Raw genomic sequence first — 20,794 nt, forward strand, 5'->3', positions numbered from 1 at the left:
TCAGCTTTATTGTTGTCCAGTTTGCGCCGGGGCGCCAGCGCCGTTAGAATTCGCGGCATCCCTTGAATTTCGAGCCATTGACCGTGAACCACGCCCCCATCCAAACCGCAACGCTAACCTGGAACGAACAGGGTACACCTGTTTCGAAACAGTTTGATGACGTCTATTTTTCCAATCAGGATGGGCTGGAAGAAACCCGCTACGTCTTCCTGCACGGCAACCGGCTGCCGCAACGTTTCGCCACCCACCCGCGTTCGCTGTTGGTGGTGGCGGAAACCGGGTTCGGCACCGGGCTGAATTTCCTCACGCTGTGGCAGGCCTTCGCCGGCTTCCGTCAGGCCGAGCCGCACGCCGCGCTGCAGCGCCTGCACTTTATCAGCTTCGAAAAATTCCCCCTGCAGCAGGCTGACCTGGCGGCAGCGCATGCGCGCTGGCCGGAGCTGGCGCCTTATGCCGATGAACTGCGCGCCCAATGGCCGCTGCCGCTGCCGGGTTGCCATCGCCTGCTGTTGGCCGAAGGCCGCATTACGCTCGATCTGTGGTTCGGCGACGTCAACGAACTGTTGCCGCAGTTCGACGCCAGCATGAATAACCAGGTCGATGCCTGGTTCCTCGACGGCTTCGCGCCGGCAAAAAATCCCGACATGTGGACCGAGCAACTGTTCGCCGCCATGGCGCGCTTCGCTCGGCCGGAAGGCAGCTTTGCCACCTTTACCGCCGCCGGCTTTGTGCGCCGCGGGTTGCAACAGGCCGGTTTTCAGGTCAACCGCTGCAAAGGCTTCGGCCAAAAGCGTGAGATGCTCGCCGGTTGCCTGCCCGCCGATGCGCAGCCCGCTCCCCACCCGGCCCCCTGGTATCGGCGGCCGGCGGCGGACAACACCACCGATATCGCCCTGATCGGCGGCGGCGTCGCCAGCGCGCTCACCGCGCTGGCCCTGCTGCGGCGCGGCGCCAGCGTCACGCTGTACTGCGCCGACGAGCAGGCGGCCGAGGGTGCATCCGGCAACCGCCAGGGGGCGATTTATCCCCTGCTGAACGGCAGCGGCGACGCGCTGGAGAACTTCTTCAGCGCCGCGTTTCCCTTCGCACGCCGCCAATACGACGCCCTGCTGCAACAAGGCGTCGCCTTTGATCACCAATGGTGCGGCGTCAGCCAGTTGGCCTATGACGAAAAGAGCGGCGCCAAGATCGCCAATATGCTGAAAACCGACTGGCCGCCGTCGCTGGCGATGGCGGCCGACCGCGAGACGCTCAGCGAACTGTGCGGCGTCGATACCGGCTTTGGCGGCATCACCTACCCGCAAGGCGGCTGGCTCTGCCCGGCCGAGCTGACGCGCGGCGCTATCGCGCTGGCGCAGCGTCAGGGCCTGATCTGCCGCTACCGGCACGATGCACAGGCGCTGACGCGTGAAGAAAACGGCTGGCGTATCAACTTCACCAACGGTGACAGCCATCGTCATGCCACGGTGATCCTGGCCAACGGGCACCGGTTAGCCGAGCTGGCGCCGACAGAGGCTCTGCCGCTGTACTCAGTGCGCGGGCAGGTGTCGCATATCCCGACCTCACAGGCGCTCGGCCAACTGAAACAGGTATTGTGCTATGACGGCTATCTGACGCCGGTCAACGTCAACAACGGCCAGCACTGCATCGGCGCCAGCTACCAACGCGGCGACACCGCCACCGACTACCGCGAGCAGGAGCAGCAGGATAACCGCGAACGCCTGCTGCGCTGCCTGCCGGAACAGGCCTGGCCGCAGCAGGTTGACGTCAGCGCGCATCAGGCACGTTGCGGCGTGCGCAGCGCCACTCGCGATCATCTGCCGATGGTCGGCGCACTGCCGGACTATCAGACTACGCTAATGCAGTATCAGGATTTGCAGCGGCAGAACCAGCGCGGTGAAACCGTCGCCGATGCGCCGGTTTATCCCGGCCTGTTCGCTATCGGCGGATTAGGCTCGCGCGGCTTGTGCTCGGCGCCGCTGGCGGCGGAAATTCTGGCGGCGCAGCTGTTCGGCGAGCCGTTGCCGGGCGATGCGCAGTTGCTGGCGGCGTTGAATCCGAATCGGATGTGGGTGCGGAAACTGCTGAAAGGACGTGTGGTTTAATCAACCCTAAGGGGCGCGGCAATCGCGCCCCGGCATAACGGTCAAGCGGCGGGCGTTGCCGCCTGATAGAGGTTTTCCCACATGCCGCGCACCAGGATCTGATCCGGCGGCGAGAGCTCCCCGGCGGCAATCGCCTTGTGCAGGCTCTCTTCCACCCGCGCTTTCAACGCTTCGGCGGTGTGCTCGCCCTGCTCTTCCGCTTCGGCCACCGCCAGCGTCAGATGACCGCGCAGGTAGCCACCGGCAAACAGTTCATCATCGCTGGCGTGCTCTACCATGTCATCAATCAGCGCCAAAATGCGCGCTTCAAATTCTGCGATCATCAAATTTCCTCATTAAATAACGGGCTGTGGCGTCAGTTGAGATCTTCCGGATACGGAAAATGCTCGGCCGCCAACGGTGGCGTATTGTAGAACGATTGCAACGCCTGAATAAAGCGCGCAGGCCGTGTGGGTATTCCCTGCTCCAGCAGCGTCAATACCCGGGCGCGCACCTTGCGCTGGAACGCGATGCGGTCCGGCTCGCAGTCGCCGTTCAGGTTGTCGCAACTGACGTTGAACGGGAAACCGGCCGCCATGCAGAACATCCATTCCAACGCCTGCGGTTTGATCTCCACCGCTTCGAATTCACTCTGGGTTTGCGCGTCGCGCCCGTCCGGGCAATACCAGTAACCGAAGTCCACCAATTGGCGGCGCGCTTCGCCGGCGATGCACCAGTGCGAGATTTCGTGCAGGCCGCTGGCGTAAAAGCCGTGGGCGAAAACGATGCGGTGATACGGCAGTTCGTCGTCGGCCGGCAGGTAGATAGGCTCGTCGTCGCCCTTCACCAGGCGAGTGTTGTAATCATCGCTGAAACACCGATTGAAGATCTCGATCAGCTGTTCATAGTGATGACGGGTCTGCGTGTCTGACATAAAAAACTCTATAACCACAAAAATAAAGAGGCCATTATACCCGATAACCGGCGGGGGGATATGGGCGCATAAAAGACGCCCATTTTCATCGTCAACCGTGCGTGAAGGCAGTCAACCACTGCTGAATCTCCGCGCCGTGGTTGTCGTACAGCAGCTTGAGGCTCATCACCAGCGAGACGATCACGATCATCGGCCGAATCAGTTTCTGCCCGCGGGTCAGCACCATGTGCGCGCCCAAACGCGCCCCCAGCACCTGCCCCACCAGCATCACCAAACCGATGCTCCACACCACCTTACCGCCGATGATGAACAGCGTCAGCCCGCCGACGTTGGAGGTGAAGTTCAACACCTTGGCGTGCGCCGTAGACTTGGCGAGGTTAAAGCCGCACAGCGTCACATAGGCCAGCGCGTAGAACGATCCGGCGCCGGGGCCGAAAAAGCCATCGTAGAATCCGACGCAACCGCCGGCCACCAGCCCGAACGGCAAGGCGCCGAGGCGGCGTTGACGATCTTCCTCACCCAATCGTGGCATCAACAGGAAATAGAGACCGATGCCGATCACCAGCAGCGGCAGCATCTGCCGCAGCAGATCGGCGCGCATATGCTGCACCAGAATGGCGCCGACGATCGAACCGATCAGCGTCAGAAATATCGTCAGCTTCTGGTCATTGAGGTTCACCGCACGCCGGCGAATAAAGTACAGGCTGGCGGAGAAAGAACCGCCGACCGACTGCAGTTTATTGGTCGCCAGCGCCTGCGCCGGAGGAACCCCCACCGCCAGCAAGGCCGGCACCGTCAGCAACCCGCCGCCGCCGGCGATGGAGTCGATAAACCCCGCCAGCAGCGCTACCGCAAACAACACCCCGAGCATCTCGGGGCCGATGACGAACCAGTCCATGTGTTATTCCGCTGAGAAATGGTGATCCAGCAATGCCTGACAGGTCGGCGGTAACGGCGGCGGCACGGATTTGCCCGGCTTCGCGTTCGGCTGATGCGGCACGAACCAGCTCGCCAGTTCAGCACCGCAGCCGTCGCCCGGTGGCGGCGTATCCTGCTCCTGGCACTCCAGGCTGCCGGCCGGACAACGCAGGCGCACATGCATGTGCGCGCGATGGCCGAACCACGGCCGCACCTTGTGCAGCCAGGCGCGATCGGCACCGGCATCCAGGCACAGACGCTGCTTGATCGCCGGGTTGACGAAGATGCGCGTCACCTCCGCATCCTGCGCCGCCAGCTTGATCAACGACTCAATCTGCGGCTGCCATTGGCTCGCCACCACCTGCTTGCCATCGCCTGACACCAGGTCGATCGGCTGCGGTTTCAGCAATTGCTGCGCGCTCCAGCGTTGGCGCGGCAGCTGCAGCCAAATGTCGACGTCGAGCCCCGACTGATGGCTGGCATGGCCGCTGCTGAAGCGCCCGCCGGCCGGCATCGCCATATCGCCGATCAGCACTGTACCCAGCGCTTTCTGGTTCGCCTGGCTGCTGAGGCGCTGAATGAACGCCAGCAGATCCGGGTGACCGAAATAACGGCGTTGGTCGGTGCGCATCACCTGGTAGTTCGGTGAATTCAGCGGCAGAGGCTGCGCGCCGATGATGCAGCCGTTGGCGAAACCGCCCACCGCCTGCGGCGCGCCGGCCACCGGATGGTCGATTTTCTGCCACGGCGTCAGCGCCATGGCGGAAGCGGAGGCCGTCAGGGCCAGCAGACCCAACATCCAGTTTTTCATGGCGATTACCAGCGAGGCACGTCGGAAACCACATCACCGTTTTGCGCGCGCTGGCGCAGCAGGTGATCCATCAATACGATCGCCATCATCGCTTCGGCGATCGGCACGGCGCGGATGCCCACGCACGGATCGTGGCGGCCACGGGTGACCATTTCCACCGCTTCGCCCTGGCGATTGATAGTGCGACCCGGCACCATGATGCTGGAGGTCGGCTTCAGCGCCAGATGCGCGATCACCGGTTGGCCGCTGCTGATACCGCCGAGAATGCCGCCGGCGTGGTTGCTCTGGAAGCCTTCCGGGGTGATTTCGTCGCGGTTTTCGCTGCCGCGCTTGGTCACCACGGCGAACCCGTCGCCGATCTCCACGCCTTTCACCGCGTTGATGCTCATCAGCGCGTGCGCCAGATCGGCGTCGAGGCGGTCAAACACCGGCTCGCCCAGGCCAACCGGCACATTTTCGGCAATCACGCTGACCTTGGCACCGATGGAGTCACCCTCTTTTTTCAGCGCGCGCATCAGTTCATCCAGCGCTTCCAGCTTGTCCGGATCCGGGCAGAAGAACGGGTTCTGTTCGACCTGCTCCCAATCTTTCAGCTCGCAGGTCACGTCGCCGATCTGCGCCAGATAGCCGCGCACCTGCACGCCGAATTTCTGCTGCAGGTATTTCTTGGCGATAGCGCCCGCCGCGACGCGCATGGCGGTTTCACGCGCCGAAGAACGGCCGCCGCCGCGATAGTCGCGCAGACCGTATTTCTGTTCGTAGGTGTAGTCGGCATGCCCTGGACGGAACACGTCTTTGATGGCGCTGTAGTCTTGCGAGCGCTGATCGGTGTTCTCAATGATCAGACCGATGCTGGTACCGGTGGTCACGCCTTCGAATACGCCGGAGAGAATGCGCACCTGATCCGGTTCGCGGCGCTGGGTGGTGTAACGCGAGGTGCCCGGACGACGGCGGTCCAGATCGTGTTGCAAATCGGCTTCGGTGAGCGGAATGCCGGGCGGCACGCCATCGACGATACAACCCAGCGCCACCCCGTGAGATTCACCGAAGGTGGTGACGCGGAAAATCTGCCCAATACTGTTTCCTGCCATCACGGCTCCTTACCGTTAGTCTTTTATCGTTATGAGGCCCGCCGTGCGGGCCTGGAAATGCGGCTTAGCTGCGATAGAGGCTGAAGTGATCCTTGCAATCCACCAGCTGCTGTTTGGTCAGCATGAACACGCCGTCGCCGCCGTTTTCGAACTCCAGCCAGGTGAACGGAATGTCCGGATATTGTTCCATCAGATGTACCATGCTGTTGCCCACTTCACAAATCAGCACGCCGTCGTCGGTCAGGTAGTCCGGCGCGCAGGCCAGAATGCGGCGCACCAGCTTCAGGCCGTCGCTGCCTGCAGCCAGGCCCAGTTCCGGTTCGAAGCGGAACTCCTGCGGCAGATCGGACATGTCTTCCGCATCGACGTACGGCGGGTTGGTGACGATCAGATCGTACTGGATCGCGGGAACGTCGCGGAACAGATCGGAACGGATCGGGATCACCTGGTGTTCGACGCCGTGCGCCTGAATATTGCGCTCGGTCACCGCCAGCACCTCGCTGGAGATGTCCACCGCGTCCACTTCCGCTTCCGGGAAGGCGTAGCCGCAGGCGATGGCGATGCAGCCGCTGCCGGTGCACATGTCGAGAATATGGCGCGGCGGATGCGGGATCAGCGCGCTGAAACGATCGTTGATCAACTCACCGATCGGCGAACGCGGCACCAGCACGCGCTCGTCGACGTAAAATTCCATGCCGCAGAACCAGGCCTTGTTGGTCAGATAGGCGACCGGAATGCGCTCGTTGACGCGGCGGATCACGCGCTCAACGATGCGATGGCGCTCGCTGGAGGTCAGACGGGCGGTGTGCATGTCCTCCGGAATGTCCAACGGCAGGAACAGGCTTGGCAGCACCAATTGCACCGCTTCGTCCCACGGATTGTCGGTTCCGTGACCATAATAGATATTGGCGGCGTTGAAGCGGCTTACCGTCCAGCGCAGCATATCTTGAATGGTGTGCAGTTCGTTCACTGCTTCGTCGACGAAAATTTTGTCCAATTTGCCCTCCGGCAGGCGCTGTGTTTCATGATTTAGCCGCATAGTTTGCCATGAAGCCCGCGACAAATCACGCTCGCCCCTCGCGCTTTTCACTCTGGCCCGAGTTTTGCGTCGACAGCGCTCATTCACAAGGTAAACTAGCGAAATAAACGATTTCCGGTGAATGAAGCATGAAGAACAAGCCCCCTCTGAGCAAAGACGAACAACAGCTCTTCAGAGAGTCGGTGGCGGGCGCAAAAAAACTGCGCCAGGACACCATCGTCCACCGCCCGCCGAAGCCCAAGATCAAACAAATTGCGCCGCAGCGGCTGCTGCAGGAGCAGGTCGATGCCAGCTATTATTTTTCAGATGAATACCAGCCGCAGCTGGAAGAGGAAGGCCCGACGCGCTACGTGCGCCCCGGCAGCAGCCCGTATGAGCTGAAGAAGCTGCGACGCGGCGATTATTCGCCGGAGCTGTTTCTGGATTTGCACGGCCTGACCCAACTGCAGGCCAAGCAGGAACTGGGGGCGCTGATCGCCGCCTGCAAGCGCGAGCACGTGCACTGCGCCTGTGTGATGCACGGGCACGGCAAACACATCCTCAAACAGCAAACGCCGCTGTGGCTGGCGCAGCACCCCGACGTGCTGGCGTTCCATCAGGCACCGAAGGAATGGGGCGGCAATGCCGCCATCCTGCTGCTGGTGGAGCTGGCGGAATAGCGCTGCGCAGAAACGACTCAGGGCGATGTCAGACATCGCCCTGAGTTTATTTTCGCACCGCGCGGCTCAGACCTTGGCCATTACCTGCGATGGGCTGACTTGCCATTCAAACTTGCCGTAGCTGCCGTCCGCCGGCAGATCGACGTTGGCGATCGCCGAGGTCGCGAACATCGGCGGGCACTCGCCCGGGCACAGTTCGGCGACCAGATACCCCACCAGCGGCAGGTGCGACACGATCAGCACCGAGCTCACCCCTTGCATCGCCAGCGCCTGCAGATAGCTGCCGACCTGTTCGGCGTTGCCGCCCGGGGTCAGCTCGGGCAGCACTTCTTCGCCCTCCGGCAGCGTCAAGGCTTCACGCACCGTCGCCAGCGTCTGTTCGGCCCGCAGATAAGGGCTGACCAGCACGCGTTCAATATCCACAGACTTGGTGTTCAACCAGGCCGCCATCTGACGGGACTCGTCGCGGCCGCACAGGGTAAGGGGCCTTACCGCATCGCTGGCTGCCTCGAGCGCCGCCTCTCCGTGACGCATAATCAAAACTTGCATATTGCACCGCTGTTGTTGACAAAGTAACGCTATACAGAAACGCCGTGCGTGCTGTACCGCCGAGTTTTACAACCCCAAAGCCAAAGCTTTAAAACGATAACGCGCCGTCTCTTTATGGCGGCCGGGCATTTTGCCTGAAAGTTTGCCTAAAGAAAATGCTGTTTTTTACAGCAACCCTCCCCTGGCAAACCCTGATTGCTCACAGAACAATCAATTCAACAGGTTAAATTTTAACCTCGCCGCCATGAAATTTATTGATGGCGGTCAAGCTAACTTACCGCTGCCGCAGCCATGCTGTACAGCCTCACCGGCTGACGCTGTTGCAAGGAGTGATGGCGATCACAACGCGGCCCTGTTGCAACTATAGTGCAAATCGGGCCGCCCTGCGTTCAGCTCCCCAACGGGTAAAAACGCTCGCCCTGTTGCGCCATGCGCTGCAGGCGTTCACACGGAGTAAAGTGCTCGCCGTGCTGCTGGCGCAGGTATTCCAGCGTCTTCACCACCTTCTCGGCGCCGAGCTCGTCCATATAGCGGAACGGGCCGCCGAGGAACGGCGGGAAGCCGATGCCGAACACCGCACCGATGTCGCCATCGCGCGCGCTGCGGATCACGCCTTCCTCCAGGCAGCGCGCCGCTTCATTCAGCATCATCATCACGCAGCGCTGGGCGATGGTCGCCGGCAGCATATGCGCCTTCGGCGTGACGCCGAGCAGCGAATACAAAGAGGTATCCGCACGTTTACGCCGCTGCCGCTGCTGCCCCTCGCTCGGGTAGAGATAGAAGCCGCGGCCGTTCTTACGCCCTTTACGCCCGTCTTTCAGCACCGCATCGAACGCGGCCGGTGCCGCGAAACGCGGTCCCAGCGCCTCGACCAGTACCGGAATGATTTTGGTGCCGACGTCGATGCCCACTTCGTCCAACAACGTGATCGGGCCGACCGGGAAACCGAAATCCACCAGTGCCTTGTCCAGCGATTCCATCGGCTCGCCTTCCAGCAGGCAGCGCGCCGCTTCGTTGATGTACGGCGCCAGGATGCGGTTGACATAAAAACCGGCGCTGTCGCCCACCACGATGGCGGTCTTGCCCTGCTTGTGCGCCAACGCCACGGTGGTGGCGATGGTCTCTTCACTGGTACCTGCATGCGGGATCACTTCCACCAGCGGCATTTTGTCCACCGGGCTGAAGTAGTGCAGACCGATCACCTGCTGCGGCCGCTGGGCTTTCTCGGCGATGAGGCCGATAGGCAGCGAGGAGGTATTGGAGGCGAATACGGTATGCGGCGCACAGTGCGCTTCGACTTCGGCCACCATCTGCTGCTTCAGCGCCAGATCCTCAAACACCGCCTCGACCACGATATCCGCCTGCTCAAAGCCGGTGTAATCGGTAGAGCCGGAGATCAGCATCATCTGCTTTTGCCGCTCCGCCGGACGCATGCGCTTGCTGCGCACCCGCTTGCCGAGCACATCCCAGCTGTATTTCAGCGCGTGATTGATGCCGGTTTCATTGATGTCTTTGATGCGCACCGGCAACCCGCCGCGCGTGGCGGTAACGCAGGCGATGCCGCCACCCATCAGGCCGCCGCCGAGAATGCCGACGCGATGCAGGGTGTGCGGCCTGGCATTGCCGCCCCGTTCTTTTTTCAGCGCGGTGGAAGCGAAGAACAGGCTGCGCAGCGCCGCCGACTGCGGCGTCATCGCCAATTCGCCGAAGGCGCGCGCTTCGGCCTCATAGCCGCTGGCGCTGCCGTGATCCAGCCCGGTGCGCACCACCTGAATGATGCGCTCCGCCGCCGGGTAGTTGCCATGCGTTTTCGCCAACGTTTTCTTGCGCACTATGCTGAACAGCAGGTTTCTGCCCAGCGGGCCGTTGAGCAGGCGATCCTGCCACGGCAGCTCGCGCTGATGCTTCCAGCCCTGCTTCACCCGCTCGATAGCGGTCTGCAACAAAATCGACGGCGGCACGGCGTCGTCCACCAGCCCCATGCGCAGCGCCTGGCGGGCGCGAATGTGCTTGCCGGTCAGGATCATATCCAGCGCCTTGGCGGCGCCGATCAGACGCGGCAGACGTTGAGTGCCGCCGGAGCCCGGCAGCAGACCCAGCTGCACTTCCGGCAGACCGAGCGCGGTTTTGTCATCCAGCGAACAGACGCGGCCGTGGCAGGCCAGCGCCAGCTCCAGGCCGCCGCCCAGGCAGGCGCCGTGAATGGCCGCCACCACCGGCACTGGAAAAGCGGCGATCTGCGCCAGCGTGCTCTGCCCTTTTTTGGCCAGCGTCTCCGCCTCTTTGGCGCTGGCGCAGGCGGCGATCATGGTGATGTCGGCGCCGGCGATAAACGAGTCCGGCTTGCCGGAAACGATCACCAGCCCTTCCAGCGCGGTATGCTGCTGCGCCCGGATCAGCACGTCGTTGACCTGTTCGACGAACTCGGCCTTGAGCGTATTGACCTTGTCACCCGGCACGTCGATGGTGATCACGCCGATGTTGTCGGGGCGAATCGTCAGCTGAAAAGCCGACGGCGTGGCGCGCTGTTCGTGCAATGCGTTCTCGAAGCTCATTATTCCACCTCCACGATCATCGCGGCCCCTAACCCGCCGGCGGCGCAGGCGGTGGTCAGGCCCAGCCCGCCGCCGCGACGTTTCAGCTCATGCAGCGTCTGGGTGATCATCCGCGCGCCGGTGGCGGCGAACGGGTGGCCATAGGCGATAGAACCGCCCAACACGTTGAATTTGTCCATATCCACCTCACCGATCGCCTGGCTGCGGCCAAGCTTCTCGCGAGCGAACGCTTCGCTGGCGAACATCTTCAGGTTAGCCAGCGTTTGCGCGGCGAAGGCTTCATGCATGTCGATGAGCGTCAGATCCGCCAGACCGATGCCGGCGCGATCCAGCGCCAGCGGCGTGGCGTAGGAGGGCCCCAGCAGCATGTCTTCCCACACGTCGATGGCGGCGAAGGCGAAGCTGCGCAAATAGCCCAGCGGCTGCAGCCCCAGCTCTTTGGCGCGCGATTCGCTCATCATCAATACCGCCGCCGCGCCGTCGGTCAGCGGCGTACTGTTGGCCGCGGTGACGCTGCCATGCTTGCGATCGAACGCCGGCTTCAGCTTGGCGTAGGAAGCCAGGCTGGAGTCTTTGCGGATGTTGTTGTCTTCAGAAAGCTGCGCGCGGTAAGGCGGCACGTAGGCGGTCATCACCTCGTCGCGCAGCCAGCCCTCTCGCCAGGCCTTGGCCGCCAGCTCGTGGGAACGGTGCGCCAGCGCATCCTGCGCTTCACGGGTGATGCCGTGGCTTTTCGCCATCTGTTCGGCGGTATCGCCCATGCGCAGGCCGGTGGAATACTCCGCCACCGCTGGCGGCACCGGCATCAGATCGCGGAATTTAAGCCGGCTGAACAGCTTGAGGCGCTGCGACAGCGTGCGCGCCTTGTTGACGTCCACCAACGTGCGCGCCAGCGCTTTGCTGACGCCGATCGGCAAGACGGAAGAAGAGTCGGCCCCGCCGGCGATGCCGACGCTGATGCTGCCGGCCATGATGCTCTCCGCCACGTTGGCGATCGCCTGGAAACTGGTGGCGCAGGCGCGCGACACGCTGTAGGCGTCGGTGTGGACGCTCATGCCGGTGCCGAGCACGATTTCACGCGCGATGTTCGGCGCCTCGGGCATTTGTACCACCTGGCCGAACACCAGTTGCTCGATAAGCTGCGGATCGATACCGCTGCGCGCCAACAGCTCACTCACCGCCGTTTTCCCTAAATCCACCGCCGGAATGCCGTGATAGGCGGTCGCCTGTTTGGCAAAAGGGGTACGCAGTCCATTCACAATCGCAATGCGGTCACCATGACGGGTCACCAACGGCAGTGCCTTACTCATAAATGCTCCTGAAGAAAATAACGTCAGCGCAATGGGCAGAAAGAGGTCTGACCTGATGAGGTCATTGTTAACCAAACGGTTACATTTGGCAAACCGGCAGAGATCAAAACTGCGAGCAGGCGCACTTTCTACAGGAGGGGATACGGGAAAGGAAATCCCCGGCGCGCAACAGGCGGCGCCGGGGGTAAAGCGGGATTAACGCAGGCCGAGCTGGAAGATCAGGGTTTCCGCCTGGCAGGCGAAGGTGAAATCGGCCTCCAACTGCACGCCGCCGTCAACCGGTTTAATGCTACTGCTGATGTCACAAGGGTCGGATTCGACCGCGTGCGCCTTTTCGCTCAGGGCCGCCAACATCGCCTCCGCATCTTGTTGATTGCTGAACACTTGGCTGTAGGATGCGGTGCAATCGGTATTATCCATCACGGTGCCGACATCCACACAGCAGCAGGCTGCGGTTTCCTGGGCGCTGCATTTATTAATTGCATCTGACATGATTGGTTCTCCTCAAGGGCCTCTGTTATCAGCCCAAATTGCCGTTTTACTCACCGGCACAAAGCCACAAAATTCTGCGGGTATTTTACTCCTCCGCGCAGGCAATCACTAGCACTTACTTTTACTGGGTGTTTTAAGTGATGGAAATCACAAATAAAAATGAGCGTCTGCTAAGGAATAGTAAGAATTTTGTTATTTACCGCTGGCTTTTTGTTAAGCGGATCTCTTTTTTGATATCAGGTTAGAAATATTTCAAAAACAAACTTGCAACATCTTCACAGGTCAGACCTATACTTCAGCCACTGGTCTGATTTGTCTGAACGATAACGGACCCTACAATCCCGCGCTCCTTGTTACTTCGTGTAACAATAGTTTAAATAATAAACACATAATGAGGTTTTGGTCATGAGCCAGAAAAACCTATTGACTAAATCAGCTCTCGCAGCTGCAGTGGCAATTATTTCTTCAAACGTGTCTGCCGCAGGATTCCAGCTGAACGAGTTCTCAGCAGCTGGTTTAGGACGTTCGTATTCTGGCGAAGGCGCCATGGCGGATACGGCGGCCTCCGCGAGCCGCAACCCGGCATTGTTGATGATGTATACCCGCCCGGAACTCTCCATCGGCGCGGTCTTCATCGATCCAGACGTAGACATCACCGGCAAATCTCCTTCCGGTGCCAGCCTGGATGCGAAAAACATCGCGCCAACCGCCTGGGTGCCGAACCTGCATTACGTTCACCCGATTAACGATCAGTTCGCCGTAGGCGGCTCTGTCACCAGCAACTACGGCCTGGCGACCGAATTCAACGACGGCTACACCGCGGGCGCTTACGGCGGTAAAACCGATCTGGAAACCCTGAACCTGAACCTGAGCGGCGCTTACCGCCTGGATCAACATTTCAGCTTCGGCCTGGGCTTTGATGCCGTCTACGCCAGAGCCAAACTGGAACGCTACGCTGGTGAATTGCCGAAGCTGCTTGCCGGTCAAGGCCTGCAAACCGGTAAATTAACGCCTCAGCAAGCCGGGATGATCGCTCAAATCCCTGGCGACACCCAGATTTCTCACCTGAAAGGCGATAAATGGGGCTTCGGCTGGAACGCCGGCCTGCTGTACGAAGTGGATGAAAACAACCGTTACGGCTTCACCTATCGCTCTGAAGTGAAAATCAAGTTCGACGGTGACTACAAGAGCAGCCTGCCGGCACAGTACAACCCAATTACCCAGGCGCTGGGCGTGGGCTTACCGTGGGGCACCAGCGGCAGCACCATCCCAGGTTCTCTGGATCTGAACCTGCCGGAAATGTGGGAACTGTCCGGTTACAACAAAGTGGCACCGCAGTGGGCCATCCACTACAGCCTGGCCTACACCAGCTGGAGTCAGTTCCAAGAGCTGAGAGCCACCGGCAGCAACGGTCAAACGCTGTTCCAGAAGCATGAAGGCTTCCGCGACGCTTACCGCATCGCGCTGGGTACCACTTACTTCTACGACGACAACTGGACCTTCCGCGGCGGCGTTGCCTTCGATGACAGCCCGGTGCCGGCACAGAACCGTTCCATCTCCATTCCGGATCAGGACCGCTTCTGGGTCAGCGCAGGTACCTCTTATGCGTTCAACAAAGACGCTTCGGTTGACGTCGGCGTGTCCTACATGCACGGCCAGAAAGTCACCATCAACGAAGGCCCTTACACCTTCAACTCGGTGGGCAAGGCCTGGCTGTACGGCGCCAACTTCAACTACCGCTTCTAATCTCGCTTGAGAAAGATGCCAAAGCGCTCTACGGGGCGCTTTTTCTTTGCCTGCCGCTCGCGGCATAAAAAACCCGCCTGATGGCGGGTTTTCTTTGGCATAAGGCCAGAGATTACTGCGAGTCGATCTCGTCCAACTCGCCCTGAATCGCCTTGGCGTTCGGGTTCTCTTCCGGCTTGAGCGAACCGCCGTTAGCGATGAAATCGTGGCGCTGGAAGTAAGCCTCGCGCACCATGACATAAGGATCGGAGGAGTTGCGCAGCAGGCCGTCGGAATCCAGCAGTTGGGCGCGGGTTTCGATACCCTCGACCACCCATTTGCCCGCCGACATCCAGAAGGTCAGGTAGCTCAGCATCGGATACAGCGTATCCGCAAAATCACCGCCGTCTTCACGCAGCGTGAAGCTGCCATAGCCAGGCAACATCACATACGGACCGTAACCCACATCGTAATGGCCCAAGGTGCTACCGAAACGGTTCGGCTCTTCGCGCGCCAGTTTCGGGTTGGCCATGCCGGCCACGTCGATCAGGCCGCCCATGCCAAGCAGGGTATTCAGGAAGAAACGGTTGAAGTGGATCATCCCACGGTAAGGATCGCCCTTCAGGAAGGCGTTGACCATGCTGGCCGGTTCTTCCAGGTTGGAGGTGAAGTTGCTGATGCCGTTACGCGCCGGCATCGGCACATAGTCGCGCCACGCCACCGCGACCGGGCGCAGGATATAAGGATCCAGGACGTTGTAGTTGAAGTCGAACATCGTCCGGTTAAATCCTTCCAGCGGATCGGAACGCCCTTGCGGCTCGTTGTCTGGCGCGCTGGCACAGCCCACCAGTAATACCGTTGCGAATGCCACCCCAGTCAGGCGAAAATTCATATTTTTCTCCATAAAAACACGTTCGGTCTTATTTTTCAGGGACCTGCTTGTTTATCTGAACGCTAACCTGCTCTTTACCGCTGAATGTCTGCAGCGAGCTTTCGCCGAACCAGTCTCCCGGCTGCGGCGTGGCCAATCCGTCCTGTGAGAGGCGCACACGCACCTGCACCTGATGCTGCGCCGAGAGTAGACGCTCGGGCATCATGGCGTTGCTGTCATCCAGAGAGAAAGACAGCGGAAAACGGCTCAGCGGCAATTGTTTTACCGCCACCGGCACCGGGCTGACGCCGTCGGTGACCGAGATGACCAGCGTGCCCTGCGGCGGCATGGCTTTCGCCGCCTGCGGTGACAGCGAAACGGTCACATTCAGTTTAACAGTTTCTCCGCCTGCCTGGGCTTTTGCTTGTGCAATGCTGCGCTTTATCACTTCCGCGCGCGGATCGTTGGCCGGCAGAAGCTGCAACATCACCTGCCAGGCGCCGATCGCCTGCTTGAAATCGCCCTGTTCGAAGGCATTGAACGCCAGCAGGCTCAGCACCCGCGGATCGCTGTGATTTTCCGCGAGCATGCGCCGCAACAGCTTCGTCGCCTGCTTGTTATCCTCCGGATCGTTGGAGCGAGTCAAGACCTCGGCATAGCCGAGCCGCACTTCCAGACTATTCGGATCCAATTGATAAGCATGGGCAAATGCCTGCGTGGCGGTGGTGGCGTTGTTCAGCGCCATACCGACGCGCCCCAGCATCATCCAGTCGTTGATGTTGCGATCGTCCTGCTGCAGCTCGGTGCGCAGCCCCAGCCCAAGACGGGCGATCTCTTCCATGCTCAGCGGTTTGGCGCGTTCATTGGCGACGCGCTCGCGCAATTCCGGCATTTGCGCCTGCACCAGACGCCAATCCAGCACCTGCGCCAGCCCGCCGGTTTTCAGATAAAAGCCAACCGTCACCACCAACAATAACAGCACGCCCGGCACCAGCGCCCAGCGGTTGATCGGCTTCGCCTGCAGCGCTTGCTGCTCGGCGGGAATGTCGTACAACAGGTTCTGCTGCAGCTCTTTCACCAGCTCCGGGCGCTCGGCCACTACACCCTGCTGCTCATCCTGCTCCAGTTCGCTGAGGCGATCCTGATAAAACGCCTTGTTCAACGCATCGCGCGTGGCGGCGCTCTGCTTGCCGCGGCGCATCGCCGGCACCACCAGCGTTGCTGCGGCGCCGGCCAGCAACGCGCAAATAATCAGCCAAAAAGCCATTAGGGTTTCTTCCTGTCAGTCTCTTGCAACAGCGCCGCCAGGCGCTGCCGTTCCCGTTCGGAGAATTCATCGTCTGCCGCTGCACCGGGCCGGCGACGGGTGCGCAGGATCACCACCGCCCCGCCGATCAACACAAACAGCAGCGGGCCGATCCACAAGATCAGCGTCGCCGGCGTTACCGGCGGTTCGTAGGTGACGAAGTTGCCGTAACGCGCCACCATGTAATCGATGATCTGCTGCTTACTTTGCCCCTGCATCATCAGCTCATACACCTTGGTGCGCATGTCGGCGGCGATGATGGCGTTGGAATCGGCAATGCTGTTGTTTTGGCATTTCGGGCAGCGCAGTTGTTCGGTCAACTCGCGATACTGCTGCTCCTGCTCGACGGAGTTAAAGCGATAGGTATCGATCGCCGCAGCGGCGCTCCAGCTCAGCAACGCGGCGCACAGCAGGACAATCAGCCTCATGCTTCACCCCCGTATTTTTTATACAGCGGCAACACTTCCTGCTGCCAGACGCGCTCGTTCATGTCGCCGGCGTGGCGATAGCGAATAATCCCCTGGCCGTCGATAAGGAAGGTCTCAGGCGCGCCGTACACCCCGAGATCCAAGCCCAGCATGCCGTCGCCGTCATACAGGCTGAGGGCATAGGGATTGCCGAGGGAATTGAGCCAGATCACCGCCTTGGCGCGATCGTCTTTGTAATTCAAGCCGACCACCCGTACACCGCGCGCCGCCAGCGTATTGAGGTACTGGTGCTCCGCGCGGCAGGTCGGGCACCAGGTGGCCCAGACGTTGAGCAATATCGGCTTACCGTCGCGCAGCACCGCCTGATCGTAGGTTTTGCCTGGCTGATCCAGAGATTCCAGCCTGAAGGTCGGCACCGGCTTGCCGATCAGCGCCGATTCCAGCATGGTCGGATCTTCGCCGCCGGCGTTGCGCGTCAGCTGCACCATCAGCGCCGCCACCAGCAGCAGAAACAGCACCAGGGGGATAAACAGCAGCTTACGCTTCATGGTTGCGCCTCCAGCTTGCCTTCGCGTTTGAGCTTTTTACTCATGCGGTAACGCGGATCGAGAATGCACAGCAGGCCGCCGATCGCCATAAAGACGCCGCCGAACCAGATCCAGCGCACGAAAGGTTTGTAATACAGACGCACCGCCCAGGAGCCGTCTTCCAGCTCCTCGCCCAGCGCCGCGTACAGATCGCGGCTGAAACCGCCGTCGATCGCCGCCTCGGTCATCATGCTGCGCGCCACGCTGTAGTAGCGTTTCTCTGCGCGCAGCGTCGCCTCTGGCTTGCCGTTGCGCGTGACGTCGATGATACCGACGCCGCCGCTGTAGTTCGGGCCGCGGATGTCGTGCACGTCGCGGAACACGAAGTGATAGTTGTGGATATCCACGCTGTCGCCGGCCTTCATCCGCACGTCGCGCTCCACGCTGTAATTCTGGCTGAAGGCGATGCCGATCACCGTCACCGCCACGCCGAGGTGGCCGAGCACCATGCCCCAGTGGCTGCGGGACAGCTGACGCAGGCCGCGCCAGAAACCGTGACGATGGGTGGCGCGCTCATGCAGCTCCATCAGCGTCAGGATGATCACCCACAGCGCCATGATCAGGCCCACCACCGTCATGCCGGCGATGCTGTCCTGCAACAGCCACGGCAGCAGGATTGACAGCACCAGCGTCGCCAACAGCGCCACGCCGAGGCGGCGCCACAGCTTGCTCGGCTCATCGCGGCGCCAGCGCACCAGCGGGCCGATGCCCAACAGCAGCGCCAACGGCGCCATCAGCCAGGTGAACATGGTGTTGAAGAACGGCTCACCGATCGAGATGCTGCCCAACCCCAGCTGTTTGTGCACCAGCGGCAGCAACGTGCCCAGCAGCACCACCAGCATGGCGGCGATCAGCAGCACGTTGTTGCCCAGCAGAAAGGTCTCGCGCGAGAAGGTTTCGTGCTGCACCCGGCTGCGCACCTGGCCGCCTTTGACCGCGTACAACAGCAGCGAGCCGCCGATCACGATCACCAGATAAGCGAGAATAAACATGCCGCGCGCCGGATCGGAGGCGAAGGAGTGCACCGAGACCAGCACGCCTGAGCGCACCAGGAAGGTGCCCAGCAGGCACAGCGAGAAGGCGGTGATCGCCAGCAACACCGTCCAGGCTTTGAACGTGCCGCGTTTTTCGGTCACCGCCAGCGAATGCATCAGCGCGGTGCCGGCCAGCCACGGCATAAAGGAGGCGTTTTCCACCGGATCCCAGAACCACCAGCCGCCCCAACCCAGCTCATAGTAGGCCCAGGCCGAGCCGAGCACGATGCCCAGCGTGAGGAACACCCAGGCGGCGGTGGTCCACGGGCGCGACCAGCGCGCCCAGGCGGTATCGAGCCGGCCTGCCATCAGCGAAGCGATGGCGAACGCAAAGGCGACCGAGAAGCCGACATAGCCCATATACAACAGCGGCGGGTGGAAGATCAGGCCGATATCCTGCAGCAGCGGGTTGAGATCGCTGCCGTCGATCGGAAAATTCGGCAGCGTACGGGTGAACGGGCTGGAGGTCATGATGATGAACAGCAGGAAACCGGCGGTGATCATCCCCATCACCGACAGCACCCGCGCCACCGCATCCTGCGGCATCGCCCGGCTGCACAGCGCCACCGCCAGCGACCAACAGCTCAGCAGCAGCACCCACAGCAGCAGCGAACCTTCATGCGCCCCCCAGGTGGCGGCGATGCGGTAATACACCGGCAGTTGGGTATTGGAGTTGGTGGCCACGTAGGCGACGGTAAAATCGTTGACCACGAAGGCGTGCACCAGGCACAGGAACGCCAGCGCAATCGCGGCGAACATGCCGTAGGTCAGCGGCCGCGCCACCGCCATCATGCGGCTGTCCTGCCGCGCCGCGCCCCACTGCGGGTAAATGCTCAGCAGCAGCGCAATCGCCAGCGCCAGGCACAGCAGAAAACTGCCCAGTTCCGGCATCATGACTTGGCACCCTCCGCCTGCGGCGCGCTATACGCCTGCGCCGGCCCTTGGTGGTTCTCTTTCATCGCGTCGGCCACTTCCGGCGGGGTGTATTTCTCATCGTGTTTGGCCAACACTTCGCGCGCGTTGACCACGTTGCCCTCACCCAGCACGCCCTGCGCCACCACGCCCTGCCCTTCGCGGAACAGATCCGGCAGAATGCCGGTGTAGGTCACGCCGATCGCGCCGCGCGCGTCGTAAATCTTGAAGCTGACCTGCAGCGTATTGGGATCGCGCTTCACCGAGCCGGGCATCACCATGCCGCCGATGCGCAGCCGCTGGCCGACTTCGGGCTTCTCATGGTTTTCGCCCTTGCCCTGCAGGATTTCCCCCGGGGTGTAGAACAGATCGATGTTGGAGCGCAGCGCGTACAGCATCAGGGTCGCGGTCAGCGCGATGCCGATCAGCACAACGATCGCCAGATAAAGGCGGCTTTTACGACGTGGATTCACAATGATTTCTCCCGCGGTGCGGCGGATTTTTGTTTTGATTGTTGCGCATGGCGAATGCGCCGCTCGCGCGCCTGACGCCGGCCGATCTCGACGAGCAGTTGCCGCCGCTGCCAGACGGTGTGCGCCACCAGCCCCAACAGCGAAATCAGCGTGGCGGCGACCGCCAGCCAGACATAGAAGGCGTAGCCGCCCATGGCGAAAAACGCCGACCAGGAATCGAACGCGGCGTTCATGACTGACGCTCCTTATTCACCAGCCCGGCGACCCACGGGCGCTGGCGCTCCTGGAACAGGATCAGATTGCGCAGGCGCATCAGCGTCAGCGTGACGAACAGCAACAGGTAGCCGAGGATCGCCCAGCGCAGCGGGGTGCGCATGCTCGGCGCGATGGACTGCTGCATATTGGTCGAGCCCTGATGCAGCGTATTCCACCATTCAACGGAGAAATGGATGATCGGAATATTCACCACCCCCACCAGCACCAGAATGCCGGCGGCGCGGCCCGCCAGGCGGCGGTCTTCGAAGGCGTTATACAGCGCGATGACGCCCATATAGAGAAACAGCAGCACCAGTTCGGAGGTCAGACGCGCGTCCCACACCCACCAGGTGCCCCACATCGGCTTGCCCCAGGCGGAGCCGGTCACCAACGCAATAAAGGTGAACACCGCGCCGATCGGCGCCATCGCCGCCACCACGGTATCGGACATTTTCATCTGCCACACCAGGCCGATAAACGCCGCCACCGCCATCGAGGCGTAGATGCCCATCGACCACATGGCCGCCGGCACGTGAATATAAATGATGCGGAAGCTGTCGCCCTGTTGATAGTCTTTCGGCGCGAAACCAAAGCCCCAGGCCCAGCCGAACAGCAGGCAAACCGCCGCCGCCAGCCCCAGCCAGGGGATGAAGCGGCCGCAGACGTGATACAGCCGCTCGGGCCGCGCCAGTTGATGTAACCATTTCCACATTGTCGTCAGTGCTCACGGTAATTTTTGTGCGTCGGCCGCCCCGAGCGAT

21 protein-coding genes are annotated in these 20,794 nt (G+C 61.5%); 3 read left to right on the plus strand and 18 right to left on the minus strand.

Going from position 1 to position 20,794, the window contains the following annotated elements; all coding sequences use genetic code 11:
* The first annotated feature begins 83 nt into the window (after positions 1–83).
* Positions 84–2,105, plus strand: a complete 2,022-nt coding sequence (mnmC, locus tag ATE40_RS14005) for a bifunctional tRNA (5-methylaminomethyl-2-thiouridine)(34)-methyltransferase MnmC2/FAD-dependent 5-carboxymethylaminomethyl-2-thiouridine(34) oxidoreductase MnmC1 (RefSeq protein WP_063919970.1) — start codon at positions 84–86, stop codon at positions 2,103–2,105.
* A gap of 41 nt (positions 2,106–2,146) precedes the next feature.
* Here the strand turns inward: mnmC and ATE40_RS14010 are convergent, their stop codons facing one another.
* From ATE40_RS14010 to prmB, 6 genes are all read right to left on the minus strand, one after another.
* On the minus strand, positions 2,147–2,428 hold the full coding sequence (locus ATE40_RS14010) for a YfcL family protein (protein WP_016926855.1): 282 nt from the start codon (positions 2,426–2,428) through the stop codon (positions 2,147–2,149).
* A 32-nt stretch (positions 2,429–2,460) separates the two neighbouring features.
* Positions 2,461–3,018, minus strand: coding sequence for an elongation factor P hydroxylase (locus tag ATE40_RS14015; protein WP_063919797.1), 558 nt, complete (start codon positions 3,016–3,018; stop codon positions 2,461–2,463).
* 91 nt (positions 3,019–3,109) lie between these two features.
* The gene (locus ATE40_RS14020) at positions 3,110–3,916 is read right to left on the minus strand and encodes a sulfite exporter TauE/SafE family protein (RefSeq protein ID WP_019453773.1); all 807 of its coding nucleotides are present in this window, start codon (positions 3,914–3,916) and stop codon (positions 3,110–3,112) included.
* A 3-nt stretch (positions 3,917–3,919) separates the two neighbouring features.
* Entirely contained in the window at positions 3,920–4,747 is an 828-nt protein-coding gene (gene mepA, locus ATE40_RS14025; RefSeq protein ID WP_025160158.1) for a penicillin-insensitive murein endopeptidase, read from the minus strand.
* A gap of 5 nt (positions 4,748–4,752) precedes the next feature.
* Complete coding sequence (gene aroC, locus ATE40_RS14030) at positions 4,753–5,838, minus strand: chorismate synthase (RefSeq protein WP_019453775.1); 1,086 nt, start codon at positions 5,836–5,838, stop codon at positions 4,753–4,755.
* Positions 5,839–5,902: 64 nt separating this feature from the next.
* On the minus strand, positions 5,903–6,835 hold the full coding sequence (gene prmB / locus ATE40_RS14035; RefSeq protein ID WP_025160157.1) for a 50S ribosomal protein L3 N(5)-glutamine methyltransferase: 933 nt from the start codon (positions 6,833–6,835) through the stop codon (positions 5,903–5,905).
* Between the two features lie 170 nt (positions 6,836–7,005).
* On the opposite strand from prmB, the gene smrB reads away from it, so the two are divergent.
* Positions 7,006–7,536, plus strand: coding sequence for an endonuclease SmrB (gene smrB / locus ATE40_RS14040; RefSeq protein ID WP_019453777.1), 531 nt, complete (start codon positions 7,006–7,008; stop codon positions 7,534–7,536).
* A 66-nt stretch (positions 7,537–7,602) separates the two neighbouring features.
* On the opposite strand, the gene sixA is transcribed toward smrB, so the two are convergent.
* From sixA to ATE40_RS14060, 4 genes are all read right to left on the minus strand, one after another.
* Entirely contained in the window at positions 7,603–8,085 is a 483-nt protein-coding gene (sixA, locus tag ATE40_RS14045; protein WP_004936230.1) for a phosphohistidine phosphatase SixA, read from the minus strand.
* 389 nt (positions 8,086–8,474) lie between these two features.
* Positions 8,475–10,640: a fatty acid oxidation complex subunit alpha FadJ gene (gene fadJ / locus ATE40_RS14050; protein ID WP_019453779.1), complete on the minus strand. Its 2,166-nt coding sequence runs from the start codon at positions 10,638–10,640 to the stop codon at positions 8,475–8,477.
* Positions 10,640–11,950: an acetyl-CoA C-acyltransferase FadI gene (fadI, locus tag ATE40_RS14055; protein ID WP_019453780.1), complete on the minus strand. Its 1,311-nt coding sequence runs from the start codon at positions 11,948–11,950 to the stop codon at positions 10,640–10,642. The genes fadJ and fadI overlap by 1 nt, the downstream gene beginning before the upstream one ends.
* A gap of 195 nt (positions 11,951–12,145) precedes the next feature.
* Positions 12,146–12,442: a YfcZ/YiiS family protein gene (locus ATE40_RS14060; protein ID WP_019453781.1), complete on the minus strand. Its 297-nt coding sequence runs from the start codon at positions 12,440–12,442 to the stop codon at positions 12,146–12,148.
* A 405-nt stretch (positions 12,443–12,847) separates the two neighbouring features.
* Between ATE40_RS14060 and fadL the strand changes: the two genes are divergently transcribed.
* Positions 12,848–14,188: a long-chain fatty acid transporter FadL gene (gene fadL / locus ATE40_RS14065; RefSeq protein ID WP_025160155.1), complete on the plus strand. Its 1,341-nt coding sequence runs from the start codon at positions 12,848–12,850 to the stop codon at positions 14,186–14,188.
* 112 nt (positions 14,189–14,300) lie between these two features.
* On the opposite strand, the gene mlaA is transcribed toward fadL, so the two are convergent.
* The 8 genes from mlaA to ATE40_RS14105 are packed head-to-tail and all read right to left on the minus strand — an operon-like array spanning position 14,301 to position 20,745.
* Positions 14,301–15,059: a phospholipid-binding lipoprotein MlaA gene (mlaA, locus tag ATE40_RS14070; protein WP_019453783.1), complete on the minus strand. Its 759-nt coding sequence runs from the start codon at positions 15,057–15,059 to the stop codon at positions 14,301–14,303.
* Between the two features lie 28 nt (positions 15,060–15,087).
* Entirely contained in the window at positions 15,088–16,305 is a 1,218-nt protein-coding gene (gene ccmI, locus ATE40_RS14075; RefSeq protein WP_063919798.1) for a c-type cytochrome biogenesis protein CcmI, read from the minus strand.
* The gene (locus ATE40_RS14080; protein ID WP_019453785.1) at positions 16,305–16,772 is read right to left on the minus strand and encodes a cytochrome c-type biogenesis protein; all 468 of its coding nucleotides are present in this window, start codon (positions 16,770–16,772) and stop codon (positions 16,305–16,307) included. The genes ccmI and ATE40_RS14080 overlap by 1 nt, the downstream gene beginning before the upstream one ends.
* Positions 16,769–17,320, minus strand: a complete 552-nt coding sequence (locus ATE40_RS14085; protein WP_019453786.1) for a DsbE family thiol:disulfide interchange protein — start codon at positions 17,318–17,320, stop codon at positions 16,769–16,771. The genes ATE40_RS14080 and ATE40_RS14085 overlap by 4 nt, the downstream gene beginning before the upstream one ends.
* Complete coding sequence (locus tag ATE40_RS14090; protein WP_063919799.1) at positions 17,317–19,287, minus strand: heme lyase CcmF/NrfE family subunit; 1,971 nt, start codon at positions 19,285–19,287, stop codon at positions 17,317–17,319. Before ATE40_RS14090 ends, ATE40_RS14085 begins: the two co-directional genes overlap by 4 nt.
* Positions 19,284–19,778, minus strand: a complete 495-nt coding sequence (ccmE, locus tag ATE40_RS14095; protein ID WP_019453788.1) for a cytochrome c maturation protein CcmE — start codon at positions 19,776–19,778, stop codon at positions 19,284–19,286. The genes ATE40_RS14090 and ccmE overlap by 4 nt, the downstream gene beginning before the upstream one ends.
* Positions 19,775–20,011, minus strand: a complete 237-nt coding sequence (ccmD, locus tag ATE40_RS14100; protein WP_063919800.1) for a heme exporter protein CcmD — start codon at positions 20,009–20,011, stop codon at positions 19,775–19,777. Before ccmD ends, ccmE begins: the two co-directional genes overlap by 4 nt.
* Entirely contained in the window at positions 20,008–20,745 is a 738-nt protein-coding gene (locus tag ATE40_RS14105; RefSeq protein ID WP_063919801.1) for a heme ABC transporter permease, read from the minus strand. The genes ccmD and ATE40_RS14105 overlap by 4 nt, the downstream gene beginning before the upstream one ends.
* Between the last annotated feature and the right edge of the window lie 49 nt (positions 20,746–20,794).

It is taken from the genome of Serratia surfactantfaciens (assembly GCF_001642805.2).
GTDB lineage: Bacteria > Pseudomonadota > Gammaproteobacteria > Enterobacterales > Enterobacteriaceae > Serratia > Serratia surfactantfaciens.